Source organism: Streptomyces sp. M-16 (genome assembly GCF_052114405.1).
Classification (GTDB): domain Bacteria; phylum Actinomycetota; class Actinomycetes; order Streptomycetales; family Streptomycetaceae; genus Streptomyces.
The window spans coordinates 25,627-39,981 of sequence record NZ_JBFRER010000132.1; the positions used below are offsets into that span (position 1 = coordinate 25,627).

13 protein-coding genes and 4 pseudogenes are annotated in these 14,355 nt (G+C 71.0%); 12 read left to right on the top strand and 5 right to left on the bottom strand.

What is annotated here, in order from left to right; translation table 11 throughout:
* Window positions 1–4: 4 nt before the first annotated feature.
* From AB4039_RS36305 to AB4039_RS36315, 3 genes are all read left to right on the top strand, one after another.
* The gene (locus AB4039_RS36305; RefSeq protein WP_266845628.1) at window positions 5–1,249 is read left to right on the top strand and encodes a hypothetical protein; all 1,245 of its coding nucleotides are present in this window, start codon (window positions 5–7) and stop codon (window positions 1,247–1,249) included.
* Window positions 1,250–1,335: 86 nt separating this feature from the next.
* Window positions 1,336–2,658 carry a UDP-glucose dehydrogenase family protein gene (locus AB4039_RS36310; RefSeq protein ID WP_266845627.1) on the top strand — a complete coding sequence of 441 codons (1,323 nt, stop codon included), beginning with the start codon at window positions 1,336–1,338 and terminating at the stop codon, window positions 2,656–2,658.
* Between the two features lie 67 nt (window positions 2,659–2,725).
* Window positions 2,726–3,190: a GNAT family N-acetyltransferase gene (locus AB4039_RS36315; RefSeq protein WP_266845625.1), complete on the top strand. Its 465-nt coding sequence runs from the start codon at window positions 2,726–2,728 to the stop codon at window positions 3,188–3,190.
* 68 nt (window positions 3,191–3,258) lie between these two features.
* On the opposite strand, the gene AB4039_RS36320 is transcribed toward AB4039_RS36315, so the two are convergent.
* Window positions 3,259–3,621 (bottom strand): hypothetical protein, encoded by a 363-nt coding sequence (locus AB4039_RS36320; RefSeq protein WP_442272764.1) that lies wholly within the window; start codon window positions 3,619–3,621, stop codon window positions 3,259–3,261.
* Between the two features lie 132 nt (window positions 3,622–3,753).
* On the opposite strand from AB4039_RS36320, the pseudogene AB4039_RS36325 reads away from it, so the two are divergent.
* The 4 genes and pseudogenes from AB4039_RS36325 to AB4039_RS36340 all read left to right on the top strand — a co-directional run.
* Window positions 3,754–4,473 (top strand): annotated as a pseudogene (locus tag AB4039_RS36325) (ISL3 family transposase); the annotation flags it as partial.
* A 487-nt stretch (window positions 4,474–4,960) separates the two neighbouring features.
* Window positions 4,961–5,718: pseudogene (locus tag AB4039_RS36330) on the top strand (SCO6880 family protein); the annotation flags it as partial.
* A gap of 1 nt (window position 5,719) precedes the next feature.
* On the top strand, window positions 5,720–7,396 hold the full coding sequence (locus AB4039_RS36335; protein WP_442272765.1) for a type IV secretory system conjugative DNA transfer family protein: 1,677 nt from the start codon (window positions 5,720–5,722) through the stop codon (window positions 7,394–7,396).
* Window positions 7,397–7,444: 48 nt separating this feature from the next.
* Complete coding sequence (locus AB4039_RS36340; protein ID WP_442272766.1) at window positions 7,445–7,960, top strand: hypothetical protein; 516 nt, start codon at window positions 7,445–7,447, stop codon at window positions 7,958–7,960.
* Between the two features lie 706 nt (window positions 7,961–8,666).
* On the opposite strand, the gene AB4039_RS36345 is transcribed toward AB4039_RS36340, so the two are convergent.
* Complete coding sequence (locus tag AB4039_RS36345; protein WP_442272767.1) at window positions 8,667–9,071, bottom strand: hypothetical protein; 405 nt, start codon at window positions 9,069–9,071, stop codon at window positions 8,667–8,669.
* 30 nt (window positions 9,072–9,101) lie between these two features.
* A complete protein-coding gene (locus tag AB4039_RS36350; RefSeq protein WP_442272768.1) occupies window positions 9,102–10,793 on the bottom strand; it encodes a hypothetical protein in 1,692 nt (563 codons plus the stop codon).
* 43 nt (window positions 10,794–10,836) lie between these two features.
* Here AB4039_RS36350 and AB4039_RS36355 point away from each other — a divergent pair, with 43 nt between their 5' ends.
* The 4 genes and pseudogenes from AB4039_RS36355 to AB4039_RS36370 all read left to right on the top strand — a co-directional run bounded on the left by AB4039_RS36355 (window position 10,837) and on the right by AB4039_RS36370 (window position 12,753).
* Window positions 10,837–11,391 carry a hypothetical protein gene (locus AB4039_RS36355; RefSeq protein ID WP_442272769.1) on the top strand — a complete coding sequence of 185 codons (555 nt, stop codon included), beginning with the start codon at window positions 10,837–10,839 and terminating at the stop codon, window positions 11,389–11,391.
* 166 nt (window positions 11,392–11,557) lie between these two features.
* Window positions 11,558–11,671 (top strand): annotated as a pseudogene (locus AB4039_RS36360) (IS5/IS1182 family transposase); the annotation flags it as partial.
* 53 nt (window positions 11,672–11,724) lie between these two features.
* On the top strand, window positions 11,725–12,249 hold the full coding sequence (locus tag AB4039_RS36365) for an AAA family ATPase (protein ID WP_442272770.1): 525 nt from the start codon (window positions 11,725–11,727) through the stop codon (window positions 12,247–12,249).
* Between the two features lie 54 nt (window positions 12,250–12,303).
* On the top strand, window positions 12,304–12,753 hold the full coding sequence (locus AB4039_RS36370; RefSeq protein WP_442272771.1) for a hypothetical protein: 450 nt from the start codon (window positions 12,304–12,306) through the stop codon (window positions 12,751–12,753).
* 359 nt (window positions 12,754–13,112) lie between these two features.
* On the opposite strand, the gene AB4039_RS36375 is transcribed toward AB4039_RS36370, so the two are convergent.
* Window positions 13,113–13,622 carry a DUF2690 domain-containing protein gene (locus AB4039_RS36375; protein WP_442272772.1) on the bottom strand — a complete coding sequence of 170 codons (510 nt, stop codon included), beginning with the start codon at window positions 13,620–13,622 and terminating at the stop codon, window positions 13,113–13,115.
* 157 nt (window positions 13,623–13,779) lie between these two features.
* Window positions 13,780–14,094 carry a hypothetical protein gene (locus AB4039_RS36380; RefSeq protein ID WP_442272773.1) on the bottom strand — a complete coding sequence of 105 codons (315 nt, stop codon included), beginning with the start codon at window positions 14,092–14,094 and terminating at the stop codon, window positions 13,780–13,782.
* 161 nt (window positions 14,095–14,255) lie between these two features.
* Between AB4039_RS36380 and AB4039_RS36385 the strand changes: the two are divergent.
* A pseudogene (locus AB4039_RS36385) lies at window positions 14,256–14,355 on the top strand (IS5/IS1182 family transposase); the annotation flags it as partial.

The window sequence follows — 14,355 nt, forward strand, 5'->3', positions numbered from 1 at the left end:
CGTCATGCAGTTTCCCGTCACGGTCATCGACCAGCTCGACGAGGACCAGCTCCGCAAGTGGCACGACTTCTACGGGGTGAGCGCCGACCGGCCCCGCTTCGAGGAGGAAGGCATCTGGCGGCGCACCCAGCAGGAGGAGACCGCCGCCAACTCCGGCTGGACCGGCGAGGGCGACGCGCGACGCCGCATCGTCCACTACTGGCACCAGTACGGGCTCGTGGACACCACCGCGGCGCCGTCGCTCGCGATGACGCAGATGTACCTGTACCACTCGGTGGCCGCCCCGCGGGCCGAGATTGAGGAGGCGTGGGAGCAGAACCACGCGATGCTGTCCGAGGGCGGCTGGAAGCAGGTCGCGGCGGGCCGGTTCGAGCTCGGGGACCTGCGCGTCCACCTGATCCGCGTCGAAGAGCACCCGGAGGACCTGCGGGCCGGCCGTCGGCTCCCGGCGGACCACGAGGTCATCGACACCGTCTTCACGTCCGTCAACTGCTTCCCGCCCCGGGCGGTCCGGCGCCGGCCGTGGGAGGTCCTGACCCACGGCGTCCGGGTCAAGGACACTCCCGGGAAGCCCGTCTACGCCGACGACCTGGCGCAGCTCACCGACTTCCTGCCGTTCCAGGTCGAGGTCGGGTGCGGCGTCTCCTACGAGGCCGGGATCCCGCCGCTGCACCGGCTTCACGAGATGTACCACGTCAACGAGATCGAGGACGAGCAGCTGCGCAAGGGCTTCACCTTCGTCCTCGCGCCGGGAAGGGATCCGCTGCTCGCGGAGATGTTCCTCGACACCGAGGACAAGGTCGGCGAGCTGTCGGACATGTACCGGGCTTGCTTCGACGCGGAGGTCACCCCGGCCCTGCACGCGCTCAAGCGGATGGAGGAGGCCGGGCACATGGTCGGCCCGTTCATCACGAACAACTTCGACGCACTCGGCGCCCGTGCCGGATTCGAGGAGCAGTTCATGCGCCGCTACGACCAGCGGATCCCGCCGGTCACCTTCCACCCCGAGGCGAAGGCCCTGGTTGTGATCGGGCTGCACGCCGACCGGCGGTGGGTTGCCAAGCGGGCCCGCGCGGCCGGCCTGAAGGTCTTCCTCGTCGACCCCGAGGGATTCCCCCGTCCGGACGGCACCTGGTTCGAGTACCCGCTGGAGGCCCCGCAGAGCGGCGACGCTGTCGTACGGCAGACCGCCGCCGTCGCGATCGGCGAGCTGGAGCGGCTGCTGAACCCCAACCTGACCAGCGCGTGAAATGCGGGGCCGGGGAACAGCGCTAGCCTCTGGGCTCATTCCCCGGCCCCGCCACGCGGTGCCCCTCCCAGGATGAGAGTCAAGGAATGCGTATTTCAGTAATCGGCTGCGGACACCTCGGCATCCCGCACGCAGCAGCGATGGCCGAACTGGGTCACGAGGTCATCGGGGTGGACGTCGACCAGGCCAAGGTCGGCCGGCTCAACTCCGGCCAGTGCCCCATCTACGAGACCGGCCTCCCCGAGCTGCTCGCCGCCCACACCGCGAGCGGACGCCTGCGGTTCACCACCGACATCCGCGAGGCGGCCGACTTCGCCGAGCTGCACTTCATCGGCGTCGGCACCCCGATCGACGCCGACGGCCGCTCCTACGACACCGGGCAGGTCTTCGGGGCGATCCGCCAGCTCGCCCCACACCTGACCCGGCCGTGCACGATCGTCGGCAAGAGCACGGTGACCGTCGGCACCACCGTCCAGGTCACCGCCCTCGCCCAGCGCCTCGCCCCCGCCGGCACCGCGGTGGAGGTGGTCTGGAACCCCGAGTTCCTCCGCGAGGGACACGCGGTCGAAGACACGCTGCGCCCCGACCGGCTCATCGCCGGCCTCACCACCGTCGAAGCCGAGAAGGCGATCCGCACCGTCTACGCCCCGATCCTGGACGCCGGGGTCCCCATCTTCATCACGGACCCGCAGACCGCCGAACTCGCCAAGGGCGCCGCGAACACCTTCCTCGGCCTGAAGATCAGCTACATCAACGCCGTCGCTGACATGTGCGACGCGGCGGGCGGCGACATCTCCCAGATCGTCGACATCCTCGGCATCGACCCCCGCATCGGCAGCGGCGGCATGCGACCCGGCATCGGCTACGGCGGCGGCTGCCTGCCCAAGGACGTCCGCGCCTTCACCGCCTCCGCCCGCCAGCTCGGCGCCAACCGGGCAGCTACCCTCCTGCGCGCCGCCGAAGAGATCAACGAGTCCCGCACCGATGTCGCCATGGACCTCATCCGTGGCGCCCTCGGCGACCGCTCCGCCAAGAACGCCAAGATCACCGTGTGGGGCGCCGCGTTCAAGCCCGGCACCAACGATGTCAGGGAGAGCCCCGCGCTCGCGCTCGCCCACGCCCTCCAGCAGGCCGGCGCCACCGTCACCGTTCACGACCCGCAGGCCGTGGCCACCGCCATGACCCGCAACCCGGAACTGGACTACACAGACGACCTGTCCGCATCCGTCGACGGAGCCGACCTCGTCGTCCTGGCCACCGAATGGCCCGAATACGGCCAGGCGGACCCCCAGGACCTGGCCGGCCGCGCGGCTGTCCCTTTGCTCGTCGACTGCCGCACCACCCTGGACCCCGAGCCCTGGCGCACGGCCGGCTGGACCGTCCACCAGCTCGGACGCCCCGGCAAGTAGCACCGCGGCCTGAGCGACAGCTCTCCACCACGTCACCATCCCCCTGGATCGCCGGAGGTASCGCACGATGTCCAGCAACGACGTTGTTCTCCGCCGCGCCACCGGTACCGACGCCCGCGCCGCGGCAGACGTGTGGCTGCGTTCCTTCGCCGCCGCGCTGCCGACCGTGCGCTGCGCGCACGACGAAGCCGACGTACACAACTGGTTCGCACGCGTGCTCGTGCCCCGGTATGAGACCTGGGTCGCGGTCACCGACGGCAACGTGGTGGGGCTCATGGTGCTCAACGGGGAGGAGCTGAAGCAGCTCTACCTCGACCCCGCGTGGCGCGGGCGGGGGCTCGGGGACCGGTTCTTGTCCCTGGCCAAGGAGCAGCAGCCGGGCGGGCTGACGTTGTGGACGTTCCAGGTGAACACGTCAGCGCGCCGGTTCTACGAGCGGCACGGCTTCATCGCGGTCGAGCGGACGGACGGGATGCGCAACGACGAGCGCGAGCCGGATGTCCGATACCTCTGGCAGCCACCGGCACGCTGACGATGAAGGCGGTCACCCGAAGTCCTGGGTGACCGCCTTCATCGTTGTGGAGCCGGCCACTGGGATCGTCAGACGGTCGGTGAGCCCTTGTAGTCGTGACCTTGGTAGCCGCGGCCGTCCTTGTGCCAGTCGAGATAGAGAACCCCGTTCCCGTACGCGCCGCTCCCGGCCCGGTGGCTGATCGTCGGCGTGCGGTAGTTCCCGTCACGGTCCCCGCCGGACGTCGCCTCTTCCAGCCGGGCTTTGATCTCGAAGTCGCGCTCGGCAACGACGGGATCGGTGCCCTGCCCGGACTGCATGATCTGGAGCCGGATCTTGGCTCCGTCGAAGATCGTCGCGTCCTTGCTGGCGTAGAAGGCGGGCCCGTTGGCTGCATAGGTGAGAACGATGTTCTGGCACAGATCTTGGGGAGCCGTCGCGGAGCGTGACATCGTTGTTCGATTGCGAGTGACTGGCTCGCGCGAGACGGCGTACGCCTTGTCGCCTGACCGCCGGAAGTGACGCTCCCTCAGGTGCATTCCGCTCGCTGCTCTGGCCGGGTGTTGACCGTGATGGTGCTGGTCATGCAGACCGACGCACCGTTCTGGGACTCGCTGGTGTTCGACGGGATCGACGAGGTGGATGTCGAGGCGGTTACGGCCGCGTTCGGCACGGTCGAGGTGGTGGCGAGAGGCCGCACGGCCGCGGCGGCATGTCCGGACTGCGGCCGCTTCGCGGACCGGGTCCACGACCGATACCAGCGCAGGCTGAAGGACCTTCCGCTGGCTGAGCAGGGCTTTGTGATCCGGCTGACGGTCAGGCGTTTCATCTGTGGGTCGGCGGACTGTCCGCRCCGGACGTTCGCCGAGCCGTTCTCCCGGCTGGCCGCGCCGTACGCGCGGTTCACCACGCGGCTGAACCGCGCCCTGGAACGGGTGGGGCTCGCCTTGGCGGGGCGGGCCGGCGCTCGGCTGGCGGCCCAGCTGGGCTTCGATGTTGGACGGATGACCTTGTTACGCAGGGTCATGGCACTGCCTGATCCACGGTTCAGCACGCCGCGAGTGCTGGGCGTGGACGACTTCGCGATCCGCCGCGGACAGACCTACTCCACCGTCTCGACCAGCGTCGAAGACCACCGGGTGGTCGACGTGCTCCCGACCCGTGAAGCCGGGCCGCTGGCCGCCTGGCTGGACCGCCATCCCGGCGTGGAGATCATCTGCCGGGACCGGGCGGGTGCCTACGCCGAGGGCGCCCGGCGCGGTGCCCCCGACGCTTTGCAGGTCGCCGACCGGTTCCATCTGTGGCAGGGCCTCGGCCGAGCCGTTGAGACCTGCGTCGCCGCCCACCGCGACTGCCTGCGCACCCCGGCGCCCAGCGGCACGCTGCCGGAGGCCACCCTACCGACTTCAGGGCGATCGCAAGACGACGCGGAGCCCGCCGGCCGGCGGGCCGCGCGAAAGAAGGCCGCACATGCCCTGGTCCACGAGATGCTCTCCCAGGGCCACTCACGCCGGGCGATCGCCCGGCACCTGGGCTGGGGCCTCAACACCGTGCTCCGATACGCGAACGCCGCACGCTGGCAGGACACCATCCGCGAGAACCGGCCCCGGCCCAGCAGACTGGACCCCTACAAGACCTACCTGGAACGACGCTTCGCCGAGGGATGCACCAGCGTCACCCGACTCCACGACGAGCTGATCGCCGAGCACGCCCCGGTCACCTACGGCATGGTCCGCGCGCACATCGCCACCTTGCGCGGGGCCCCACCCGCAGCACCGCCGCGGCCGCCCCGCCGCCGTCAAGGCCCTCACCGAGGTGATGGAAGGCGCCGGCCCCTCGGCCTCCGCCCGCGAGACGTACCTGTCGGTGACGCTCTCCGCCTCCCGGTCCCGCCTCGCCATCAAGGGCGCGGGCGGCGGACAGGTCGGCGCGGCCGCCGTTCTCGTACGCGAACTGCACGCCATGAGACAGGCCCTGTCCAGTGCCAGCCTCCAAGTGGAGGAGTGGCTGGACCCGCGCGGGGTCGCCCAGACCCTCCGTACCGCCTACGTCCCCGACGCCCAGGTCATGCTGGCCACCCGCAAGGCCGCGGCCGCCGCCCCCGACTGGACCGGCGTCGACGTCGAACTGGCCGGACCCGCGTATGCGGAGACCGGCATGGGCGTCTACCAGCACGACGGCGCCTGGACGGTCTCCTACCAGGTCCGCGGCTGGCCCCAGTCGCAGGTCTACGCGACGTTCCTCCAGCCGCTGCTGCGCCCCCGGGCCAACGCCCGCCGGAGCCTGTCCCTCGTCTACGAGCCGCTGGCCCCCGCCGGGCGCGCAGCGAGCTCGCCCGGGAGACCACCAAGAGGAACGCGGCCCGCAAGCTCAGGGCCAAGACGGGCCGGGACGAGAGCGAGGACGAGCGCCGCGCCGAGATGGTCGCGCGGCGCCAGGACGCCGAGCGCGTGAAGGTGGGCCGGGGCGGCGGCTCCCACGCCGTGCAGCTCGCCCTGTCCCGCACCGAACAGCACCTCTTCGAGACCGACGAGCGGATGGTGATCTGACGTGTCCGAAGGCAACAAGGCGCCCGTAGGCGCCGGAGTCGACGACAACACCCTCCTGGCCGCCTACGGCGCCGGCCTCCTCGTCACCGTCAGCGGCGCCGTCCTGGTGGCCGGGCCGCTCGCCTCCCTGCTGTCCGGCAACGGCTGGGCGCACCGTACCTCCGGAGTGCCCGTGACCGTGGTGCAGGCCTTCTCCGAGGGGCCCGGCTCGGTCTTCCGGCCCGCCCCGCCGTCCTGGCTGTTCTACGCCCTCACCGCCACGATGGTCCTGGCCGTGGGCGTGGCCTTCATCAAGGCCGGCGCCCTCCTGTCTTCCCGGCGGCGCGGCGCGGGCGCCCAGTGGGGCGGTGCGAAGACCGAGCGGAAGATGTCCGCGGGCGACGACCCCGCCCGCCGCGTCAACCGGGTCACCGCCGGCCGTAGCCTGCTCACCAAGCGGATCGTCGCCGCCCAGCCGAACATCTCGGCAACCGTGTTCGGCGTACCCGGATCCTCGAAGACGACCGGCCTGGTCCTGCCGAACGCCGCCGAATGGGCCGGTCCCCTGGTCGTCACCACCACCAAGGCAGCCGACCTCGACGTCATCCGCGCCCGCCGACAGGCGATCGGCCCGGTCTGGGCCATCGCCCCGGCAGGGATCCCCGGCCGCGCGGGCGACCACTGGTCGCCGGTCGCCTACTGCACCGACGCCAAGGCCGCCGATCGGATGGCCGCCTGGCTGGCCGAGGCTTCCGCCTCCGGCGGCGACAAGCGCGCCGCTGCCTGGGTTGACCAGGCCAAGAGCGTCCTCCTGGCCGCCCAGCTCTCCGGCGGAGGCATCTCCGACATGCGCCGCTGGATCTCCCTCGGCAAGGACGCCGTCGACCACGTCCGGGCCGTCCTCCTCTCGCACGGTTTCGACGACGTCGCCGACGACTACGCCTCACCCTGGCTGCGCCTGCACGAGGACGGCGTCGGCTCCATCCAGTTCAGCCTCAACGTCCTGGCCCGCGTCTTCGCCGACGAGGAGGTCCGCGAGACCTGCTCCCGTTCCGACTTCACCTTCGAGGAATGGCTCGACGGGAACGGCACCATCTGCGTCATCGCCTCCGAGGCCGACGCGGACCGTTTCGCCCCGCTCATCAGTTCCCTGATCGCCGGGGCGATCCACGCCGCGGAGGCCCGCTACAACTCCACCGGCAAGCCGATCGACCCGAGCGTCGGCATCCTCGTCGACGAGGCCGGCAACATGCTCCGCTACCCGAGGCTGCCCAACATCCTCACCACCGGCCGGGGCATGGGCATCGTCCTCCTCACCGTCTGGCACGACCTCTCCCAGCTCCGCGAATCCCTGGGCACCCAGAAGGCCAACACCGTCCTGTCCGCGAGCGGCCTGCGCATGCTGCTGCCCGGCTGCGGCGACCTGGAGACCCTGCGCTACTTCTCCGGCCTCTACGGGCGCACCGAGGTCATGAAGACCAGCCACAGCCGCTCGCGCGGGGGCGAGCACTCCACCAGCACCCAGGCCACCGAGACGGACCTCGCGCCCGTCCACTCCCTCCAGCAGCTCCCCGACTTCACCGCCATCGCGCAGTACACCAACCTGCCGCCGGTCAAGGTGAAGATGCGGCTCACCTTCCGCGACAAGGACCTCAGGAAGCTCCTCGCGGCTCCCAAGGCCGGCTCCGGCAAGAAGTAGTGCGCCCATGACCCACCTCGCCCCCGACCCCGCCTTCAGGAGGCCGACGTGCCGGACCCGCTGAATCCCGCCGACCTGTGGGCGCCGCCGCCCGGCGCCGCCCACGGACCCGAGCCTCAGCGCTGGGTGTGGTCGGCGATGGAGCCCGCAGAACGCCGGACGCGCCTGCGGGAACTCGCCGTCTGGGTCGACTGGCTGCGCACCGCCTTCGAACTCCACAACAAGATCACCCACTGCTGGTACCGCCACTCCGCGGTCGTCGAGCACCTCACCGCTCTCTACGCGGGATGGACCCGCACGTACGCGGGGGAGCAGACTTCCGGACGCGAACTCGCCGAAGCGGACTGGATCAACACCCTGCACGCCTTCGTGCCCCGCCTGCAGCTCGCCGCCTGCGCGACGGGCAGCCACCAGGACCCTCCGCCCCTCGTCCCGGCGCCCGCCGGGAACGCCGAGGCCTTCGAGAGCCACCTGGCGCACTCCGACACGACCACCGCCCCGGCCGTCCACCCGGCGGCCGCCGAACTCGGCCGCCACGAAGCCGAGCTCAACGCCCCGCTCTGACGCGGACGCCCGTCCGGCGGCCCGGCGTCGCTCAGGTCGCCAGGCGCGGGGAGCGGGGAGCGGCCGGCGGGGAAGTGGCCACCCGCGGCGCCGGCCGCGGCCTGAGGGCCGGCAGCTACCCGCTGGCCGGCGGCGGTCCCAGGCTGGGTCGCCGAGAGCCGTACGGAATGGGTCCCGGCCGCCTGCGCCACGGTGTGCAGGGCCCTGACGTCCTCGGGTGGGAAGCGCCCCGCCGGGACGGCCGCGGCCACGGCTGCCTGGGCGCGCTCGGCGACCGCGCCGTAGCGGGTGGCCGCGGTACCGGGGCCGTTGGGCAGGTCGTGCGGGGGCAGCTGCTGCCAGGCCTCTCGGAAGGCCCGGATCCGCGGGTGATCGGAGCCTTGCAGCTCACGGCCCATGTCGCTCTCGATCCACGTCCGGAAGGAGCGGGTGACGTCCTCGGCCGCACGTACGGCGTCCTTGGGCGTGGCGTACGCGGAGGAAGGTGCGGAGGGAGGCGCGGCCGAAGGCACCGCCACCGGGCCGTCCGGGCGGGGCTGCGCCGCCCAATGCCGGGCGAGGTGGGAACCCTGAAGGGCCGTGGCCATGAATCCGGAGGCGACGTTGCCGCTCTCCGGCGGCGCCGTCTTGGCGTCGATCACGGCGAGGTGGGCCATGTCGTCGCGGCTGAAGACGTTGCCGGGAAGCATGCGGGAGGCGGCGCCGGTCACGTCGACCGAGTGCCGCCGCTCGCCCGTCTCGAACTCCAGGCGGTAGCCGAGGTACTGGCGGTCCTCGTCGAAGAGCAGCTCCCCCGTACCTGGCCGCCCGACGACCGTACTTCGGATTCCACGGGGTCGAGGGCGACGGGGAGGCGGGAGACACGGCCCAGGCACGCAAGGTAGGCGTCTGCCTCGACGCCGATCGGATGGCCGGCACTGTCGAGGGCCGCGAGGCGGACACCGCCACCCTCCTCGGCGGGGGCCGCCGTGCCGACCGCGCCGAGGTAGCGTCCGTTGTACGTCACGAGTCGGCCGTCGCCGCCCCATTCGGCGTCGTGCTTGCGGCGCAGCGCCGTGTACTGGGCGTCGTTGTGCAGCACGAACGGCGCGTCCTTGCCGACCATGGACACCCGGGCGTCCGGGTTGGCCTCCAGGATGATCTACGCGTTCGCGATGGCGGCGCCGCCGACCCCGGCGATGACCCAGTCGTTGGCGACGAGGGGGTCGTAGTCGCCGTCCCCGACCTCGTCACCCATGAGGACCCGGCCGGGCGCGAGGGCACGTGCCTGCTCCCAAGCCGCCGTCGCCCGGAGGGTCTCGGCCGCACCCGCGACGCGTTCGTCCCCCGCCTCCCGCAGGGCCTCGGACACCTGAGGGTGGGCCACCGCGCCCAGGGCCGCCGCGGCCCGGCCCTCACCCTCGGGCAGTGCCCGGAGCTGGTCGCGGGCAGCGGTCGCCTCGGGCGTGCCCACGGCGGAAAGGGACTCCGCGAGGACGTCGGTCGCCTCCCGTACGGTCGGCACCTGGCGGTTGGCGCCGGGGACGATCTCGGGCGGGATGCCGGTGGCGATCAGCCGGGATCCCTGCACCTCGACCTTGACGGGGGCAGAGCCGTCGGCCGGGGTGATCTCGGCGATCAGACGGCCCTCCGTGCCGATGCTCAGCTGCGCGCGACCGTCGACGGGGGGGCCGCGCGCCGCGGCCGTGTCTTCGCACAACTGGAGCGCGGGAAGCGGCACCCGTTCCTGCGGATCGGCGAACTGGTACGGATCGCCCATGCCGCTCTGACGCAGGTGCCTGACCTGGTCTGCGGACTGGACGATCGCCCTGATGGGGTCCACGTGCCAGCGTCCGCGCGCGTCGATCAGCAGTGCGTCCGGGTCACGCCCGGCGAGCGCGGCGCCGCCGCCGATCATGACCGGGAACTGCGGGTACCGGCCCTCGGGCAGACCGGCCTGCTGTTCCCGCAGCGAGGCCAGCGTCCGGCTGCTGAGCTCGGTGCGCTGCCGTGCGGCCTCGGCGGCGCTCCGGCTCAGCTCCTCGCGTGCCACGGGCGTCCCGTCCGGCCGCAGCCCCGGCATGGGGAACTCGCCCATGGCGGCCTGGGGAGCCTGCGCGCGGGCTGCACGAGCCGCCCGCGCGTCGGCCAGCGCCGACGCGTCGGCGTGAGCCAGGCGCTCGGCGGGTAGGGCAAGCTCCGCCACCGCGTCACGCGTCCCGGCCCGCAGACGCTGACGCACGATGTCCAGGCGCACGTCGGCCGCGTACTGCTCGTCCGCGTGTTCCTGCACGTCCTCGGCTGGTGCCACCGGCCTCAGGCCCGACTCGTCGATGAGGGCTGAGAACCGGTCGCGGGCCTCCTGACGCTCAGGGGCGGCGAGGTCCGCGTCGTTCATCCTGTTCGCCAGGTAGTTCAACTCGCCCACCCGGCCCAGGTCCGCGTCGGAGAGCTCGGGATGCGCGGGCAGCGCGGCGCTGGGCGCCAGGAGGTTCTCCAGTGGTGCCCGGCCCCCGGCCGCGGCGCGCTCCCTGACGCCGAGCAGCTCGCCCACTTCGCGGGCCAGTACCTGGCCGGCCTGCGCCGGCAGCAGGGTGTCGGCGAGTTGGACGACGTACCGGTCGGTCGTCGTGTTCGTGAAGGTGCGTGCCACCAGCGGCCGCGGCAGTGCGGCCGTGTCCAGGCGCAGCTCGATCCACCGGTCGGCGGAGTCGCTCAGCTGGAAGAAGCGCCGGCCGTCCTCCTCGGCGATGGTGGTGCCGCTCAGCTGCTCGGCGTACAGATCCCGCAGCATCCTCGGCAGGACGGCCTCGGCCTCGCCGAGCAGCTGTCCCCCGCCGGTACGCAGCTCCACTGTTCTCCCCCGTCCGGCGTGCTGATACGGATATGATCATGAAATGTTGATCGCTCGTTCGGCGCAGGAAGCGCACCTCTACATGGACCTGCACGTCTGTGTCTGCGGCGCTACGCAATTCGATCGGCAGCACCGGTTGGAGGACCGGGAGGGGCTCCTGGTCAGTGTGTACGAGGGCACCTGCCCGCAGTGCGGCCGCACGCGCTCGTACGAGTTCACGATGCCCGACGGATGGCCCCCCGCGCCCCCGGCCTTCGGCGGTCCGGAGCCCTCGCAGATCATCGACCCGGGTGAGTTCATGTGGGTCAGCGACCGGTTGTCGACCGAGTCCGGGCTGCGGCTGCTGAACACCCCGCGCGCCGAGCACCGCGAGATCCGCCCCACCGCCGCGTACGGGACGGCGGCGCTGGAAGAAGTCGCCAAGTTCCTGCCGGAGGGCGCCGACCGGATCCCGGAGGAACGGTTCACCTCCGAGCGGGGGCGGGAGATCTACGCCAAGGACCCGACGCGGTTCACGCGCAAGGACATCACCGCCGCCCTGGAACTGGACCAGAGGATTCTCGACGGCATCGACCGGTACAGCCCGCCGCTGGGCTGACCGGCCTCCCGGGGCGGTTCGGTCGCGCCGGGGACAATGCGGGCCGCACCAGCGGTCGGCCTCAGGAGCAGCCGTTCGCTCGTCTCGTCACCTGCGACTGCCTCGCCACGACGCGGGGATGGCAGCTCTGGCTCCGCTACTCGACACCGGCGTCACCGCTGGCGTGACCAGCGACCAGCTCAAGCACTTCCGCGCCGTGGCTACGCGCTACGGCAAGCGCGCCTACGTCTTCCTCGGCACTGTCACCGTGGCGTCCCTCCGCCTGTGGCTCAGCCCGTGATCGGGCGGATAAAACGCTGGCTGCCTGATTGGCTTCCCTGCCACGAACTGGGAGTGACCACGTTGTTCCTGATGGTCGGCCTGCCAGGGGCCGGAAAGACCACACGGGCTCGGCAGCTCGCCGCAGAGCACGGCGCGCTGCGTCTGACGCCCGACGACTGGATGATTCCCCTGTTCGGCGAGGCGGAGGCGGACGGGAAGCGAGATGTGCTGGAGGGGCGCATGCTCTGGCTCGCCCTGGAGACGGTCAGACTGGGCACCGACGTCGTCGTGGACTACGGCTGCTGGTCACGGGACGAACGGTCTGCGATCCGCTGGCTGGTGGAGGCCGAGGGGGCGTGCTTCCGCATGGTCTACCTGCCGGTGGACGAGGAGACCCAACGCGCCCATATCGCTCACCGCTGGGCGACCACCCCCGAGGAGACGTTGCCGATGTCCGAGGCCGACGTCCTGCACGGCCGCGCGCATTTTGAGGAGCCCGACGCGGCGGAGCTGGAGGGCCGCAGGGGCGACGGCCCGCCGCCCGGGTGGGTCGACTGGCGGGAGTGGGCCGCCGACCGGTGGCCGTCGTTCGCGTGACTGCTGCGGCCCACGACAACTCAGCCGTACCGGGCGTGCCTGCACCGCCCCGAGATGATCCGCCGGACAGCCCCTAACGCGCGTGAACTCAACGGCGATCGCACCGAGCTCAGCGTCGGCGGACTGGGGTCGAACCAGCGCAACGTCGAGTACGTGGCCTCGCACCTGCCGGGTGTGAAGGTCAACCCGGTTGGTGACTTCACGGTCGGAGAGCAGCGGTTCCTGCACGAGCAGGGGCGGAGGGACCATGCTCTGGTCGCGAAGTTCACCCCTCCGCAGTCCACACAGCCGGTCCTGGTCATCATGGGGCAGTCGTCGATCGCGAACCAGGCGGCTGTGTACCTCCTCAAGCGCGACTACCGGCGTCTGTCGAAGACGGTCGCATCGGTCGATCGGTTCTGCCTCATGCTGCGGGTCGACGCGGCAGATACCTACGGCTACCAGGCGGTCGAACTGGCTGCTGACCTGTCTGCGGTTGCCTTCCAGGGCCGCCAGCGCCGATAAGACACGGGCCACCTCGTCAGAAACCCGCAGCTGGGCGATGGTCCGACATCCGCAAGCATCTCGGCCGGCAGGTGGGCGGCGGGCATCTCTGCGCTCTGCAGCCGCCGCCCCGCTGAGCGCCGCCAAATTCCAAGATCACCTGGACTTTGAAACGCCCCTGTACGTTGGCCAGCGTGAACTTGCCGGGATGGAGCTGTCGGTATGTGGACCGCCTGATCTGCGGGCCCTTGTCCGGCGGGAGGCTGAGGGGCCGAAGCATCCTCCGCCGGGCCATCGCGGACCGGATTCCGTTCCGGTGGGTGACCGCGGACGCCGCCTACGGCATGGCTCAGCGGGAGACGACGGTGTCATGGCGGGAACTAGTACCACTCCTTCGTGCACGCCCAACTGCCGCCGACGCCATCGTAGTGCTCCACGCAGGGGCGGGTGGCGAGGCCGGCATTCACCATCATGGTGTAGGCCGGATAGTTCGGAGACGCGTTGAACACGTACGGGTCGCGATTCCTGATTTCCAGCTTGCCCCTGAAGTTGGAGTTCGCAGCGTATTCGAAGCGCGCCCACACGGCGTTGCACTTCTTCGAGTACCGCATCTGAACAGCTGGCGGCCCACCGCCGTCCGACCGGGCGACCGCCCCTGCGGGGGTGACGGCGTCCTTGTCGCAGCCTGTCGCGTTGGGGTTCTTGCCGTTGCAGGACGCCCCCTTGCAGGCGGGCGCTGCCGCGGCTTGTCCGGAAGCCTCGGCGGGAGCGGTCACGCCCAGCGCCAGGACAGCGAGGGTGCCTGCGAGGAGACGCGGAAGCCGGTGAGAAGCCAAGGAGACCCCCTTCCTGTGCTGTGGTGAGGCACAGCGCGTTGCGTTCACGTTCACGCGGTAGGTGATAGCCAGGGCGTATACCGTGCATACCGGGGCCGGGCGATAATCACCGCAAAGAGTGGCCTGTGCCCGGATCGCGGCGTGGGGTTGACTTGGCCAAGGGGGACAGCCGGGGGGACCGCCAGCCTGGCGAACGTCTTCCGTAAGAGGACTACTTGTCGCGCATGGCTTCGATCTCGGCAGCCTGCGCGGCCACGTCGCGTGCCTGAGTGTAGAACTTGCTCGCGTACGCGTCGCTGATCGCCGGAAGAACCCTCTCGAACACCCCCACCAACCTGATCAAGCCTCCTCGGGACGGTTCGGGGAGGGGGCCGTCGAGGACGCGATAGACGTAGCCAGCGGTGTCCGCGTCGAGCATGACCATGTCCTGGTCCTCAACGTCCAGGCCGCGGAACCCGTTCGGGAACGGCATGGCCCGGTACTCGTCCATCATCTGCGCGAGCGCGTCGAGCTTCTTCTGAATCACGGGGGGATTCTGCCAGGGGCCCGTGCGGTGAAGTTCCAGTCACACCCCTGGAGGGGACTCACAGCACTAGCAAGCGCACGGGCCCCAACCCGGTGAACCTATGCGGTCAGAGCACTAAGGGTTGTCCCGTAACTGCTGGTCACAGGTGAGATGATCTTGGTGTGGCTGGTGTGATCACGGCGTCGGAGCCGTCTTGGATAGCCCCGTTCACGGGGCTGAGTCCGCGCTGTTTCGGGAAGCTGGTGACCGTTTTGCGGCGCG

Coding starts and splice junctions, on each gene's coding strand:
- AB4039_RS36305 (WP_266845628.1), top strand. CDS start 5: ATGCAGTTTCCCGTCACGGTCATCGACCAGCTCGACGAGGACCAGCTC.
- AB4039_RS36310 (WP_266845627.1), top strand. CDS start 1,336: ATGCGTATTTCAGTAATCGGCTGCGGACACCTCGGCATCCCGCACGCA.
- AB4039_RS36315 (WP_266845625.1), top strand. CDS start 2,726: ATGTCCAGCAACGACGTTGTTCTCCGCCGCGCCACCGGTACCGACGCC.
- AB4039_RS36320 (WP_442272764.1), bottom strand. CDS start 3,621: ATGTCACGCTCCGCGACGGCTCCCCAAGATCTGTGCCAGAACATCGTT.
- AB4039_RS36355 (WP_442272769.1), top strand. CDS start 10,837: ATGTTGATCGCTCGTTCGGCGCAGGAAGCGCACCTCTACATGGACCTG.
- AB4039_RS36370 (WP_442272771.1), top strand. CDS start 12,304: ATGATCCGCCGGACAGCCCCTAACGCGCGTGAACTCAACGGCGATCGC.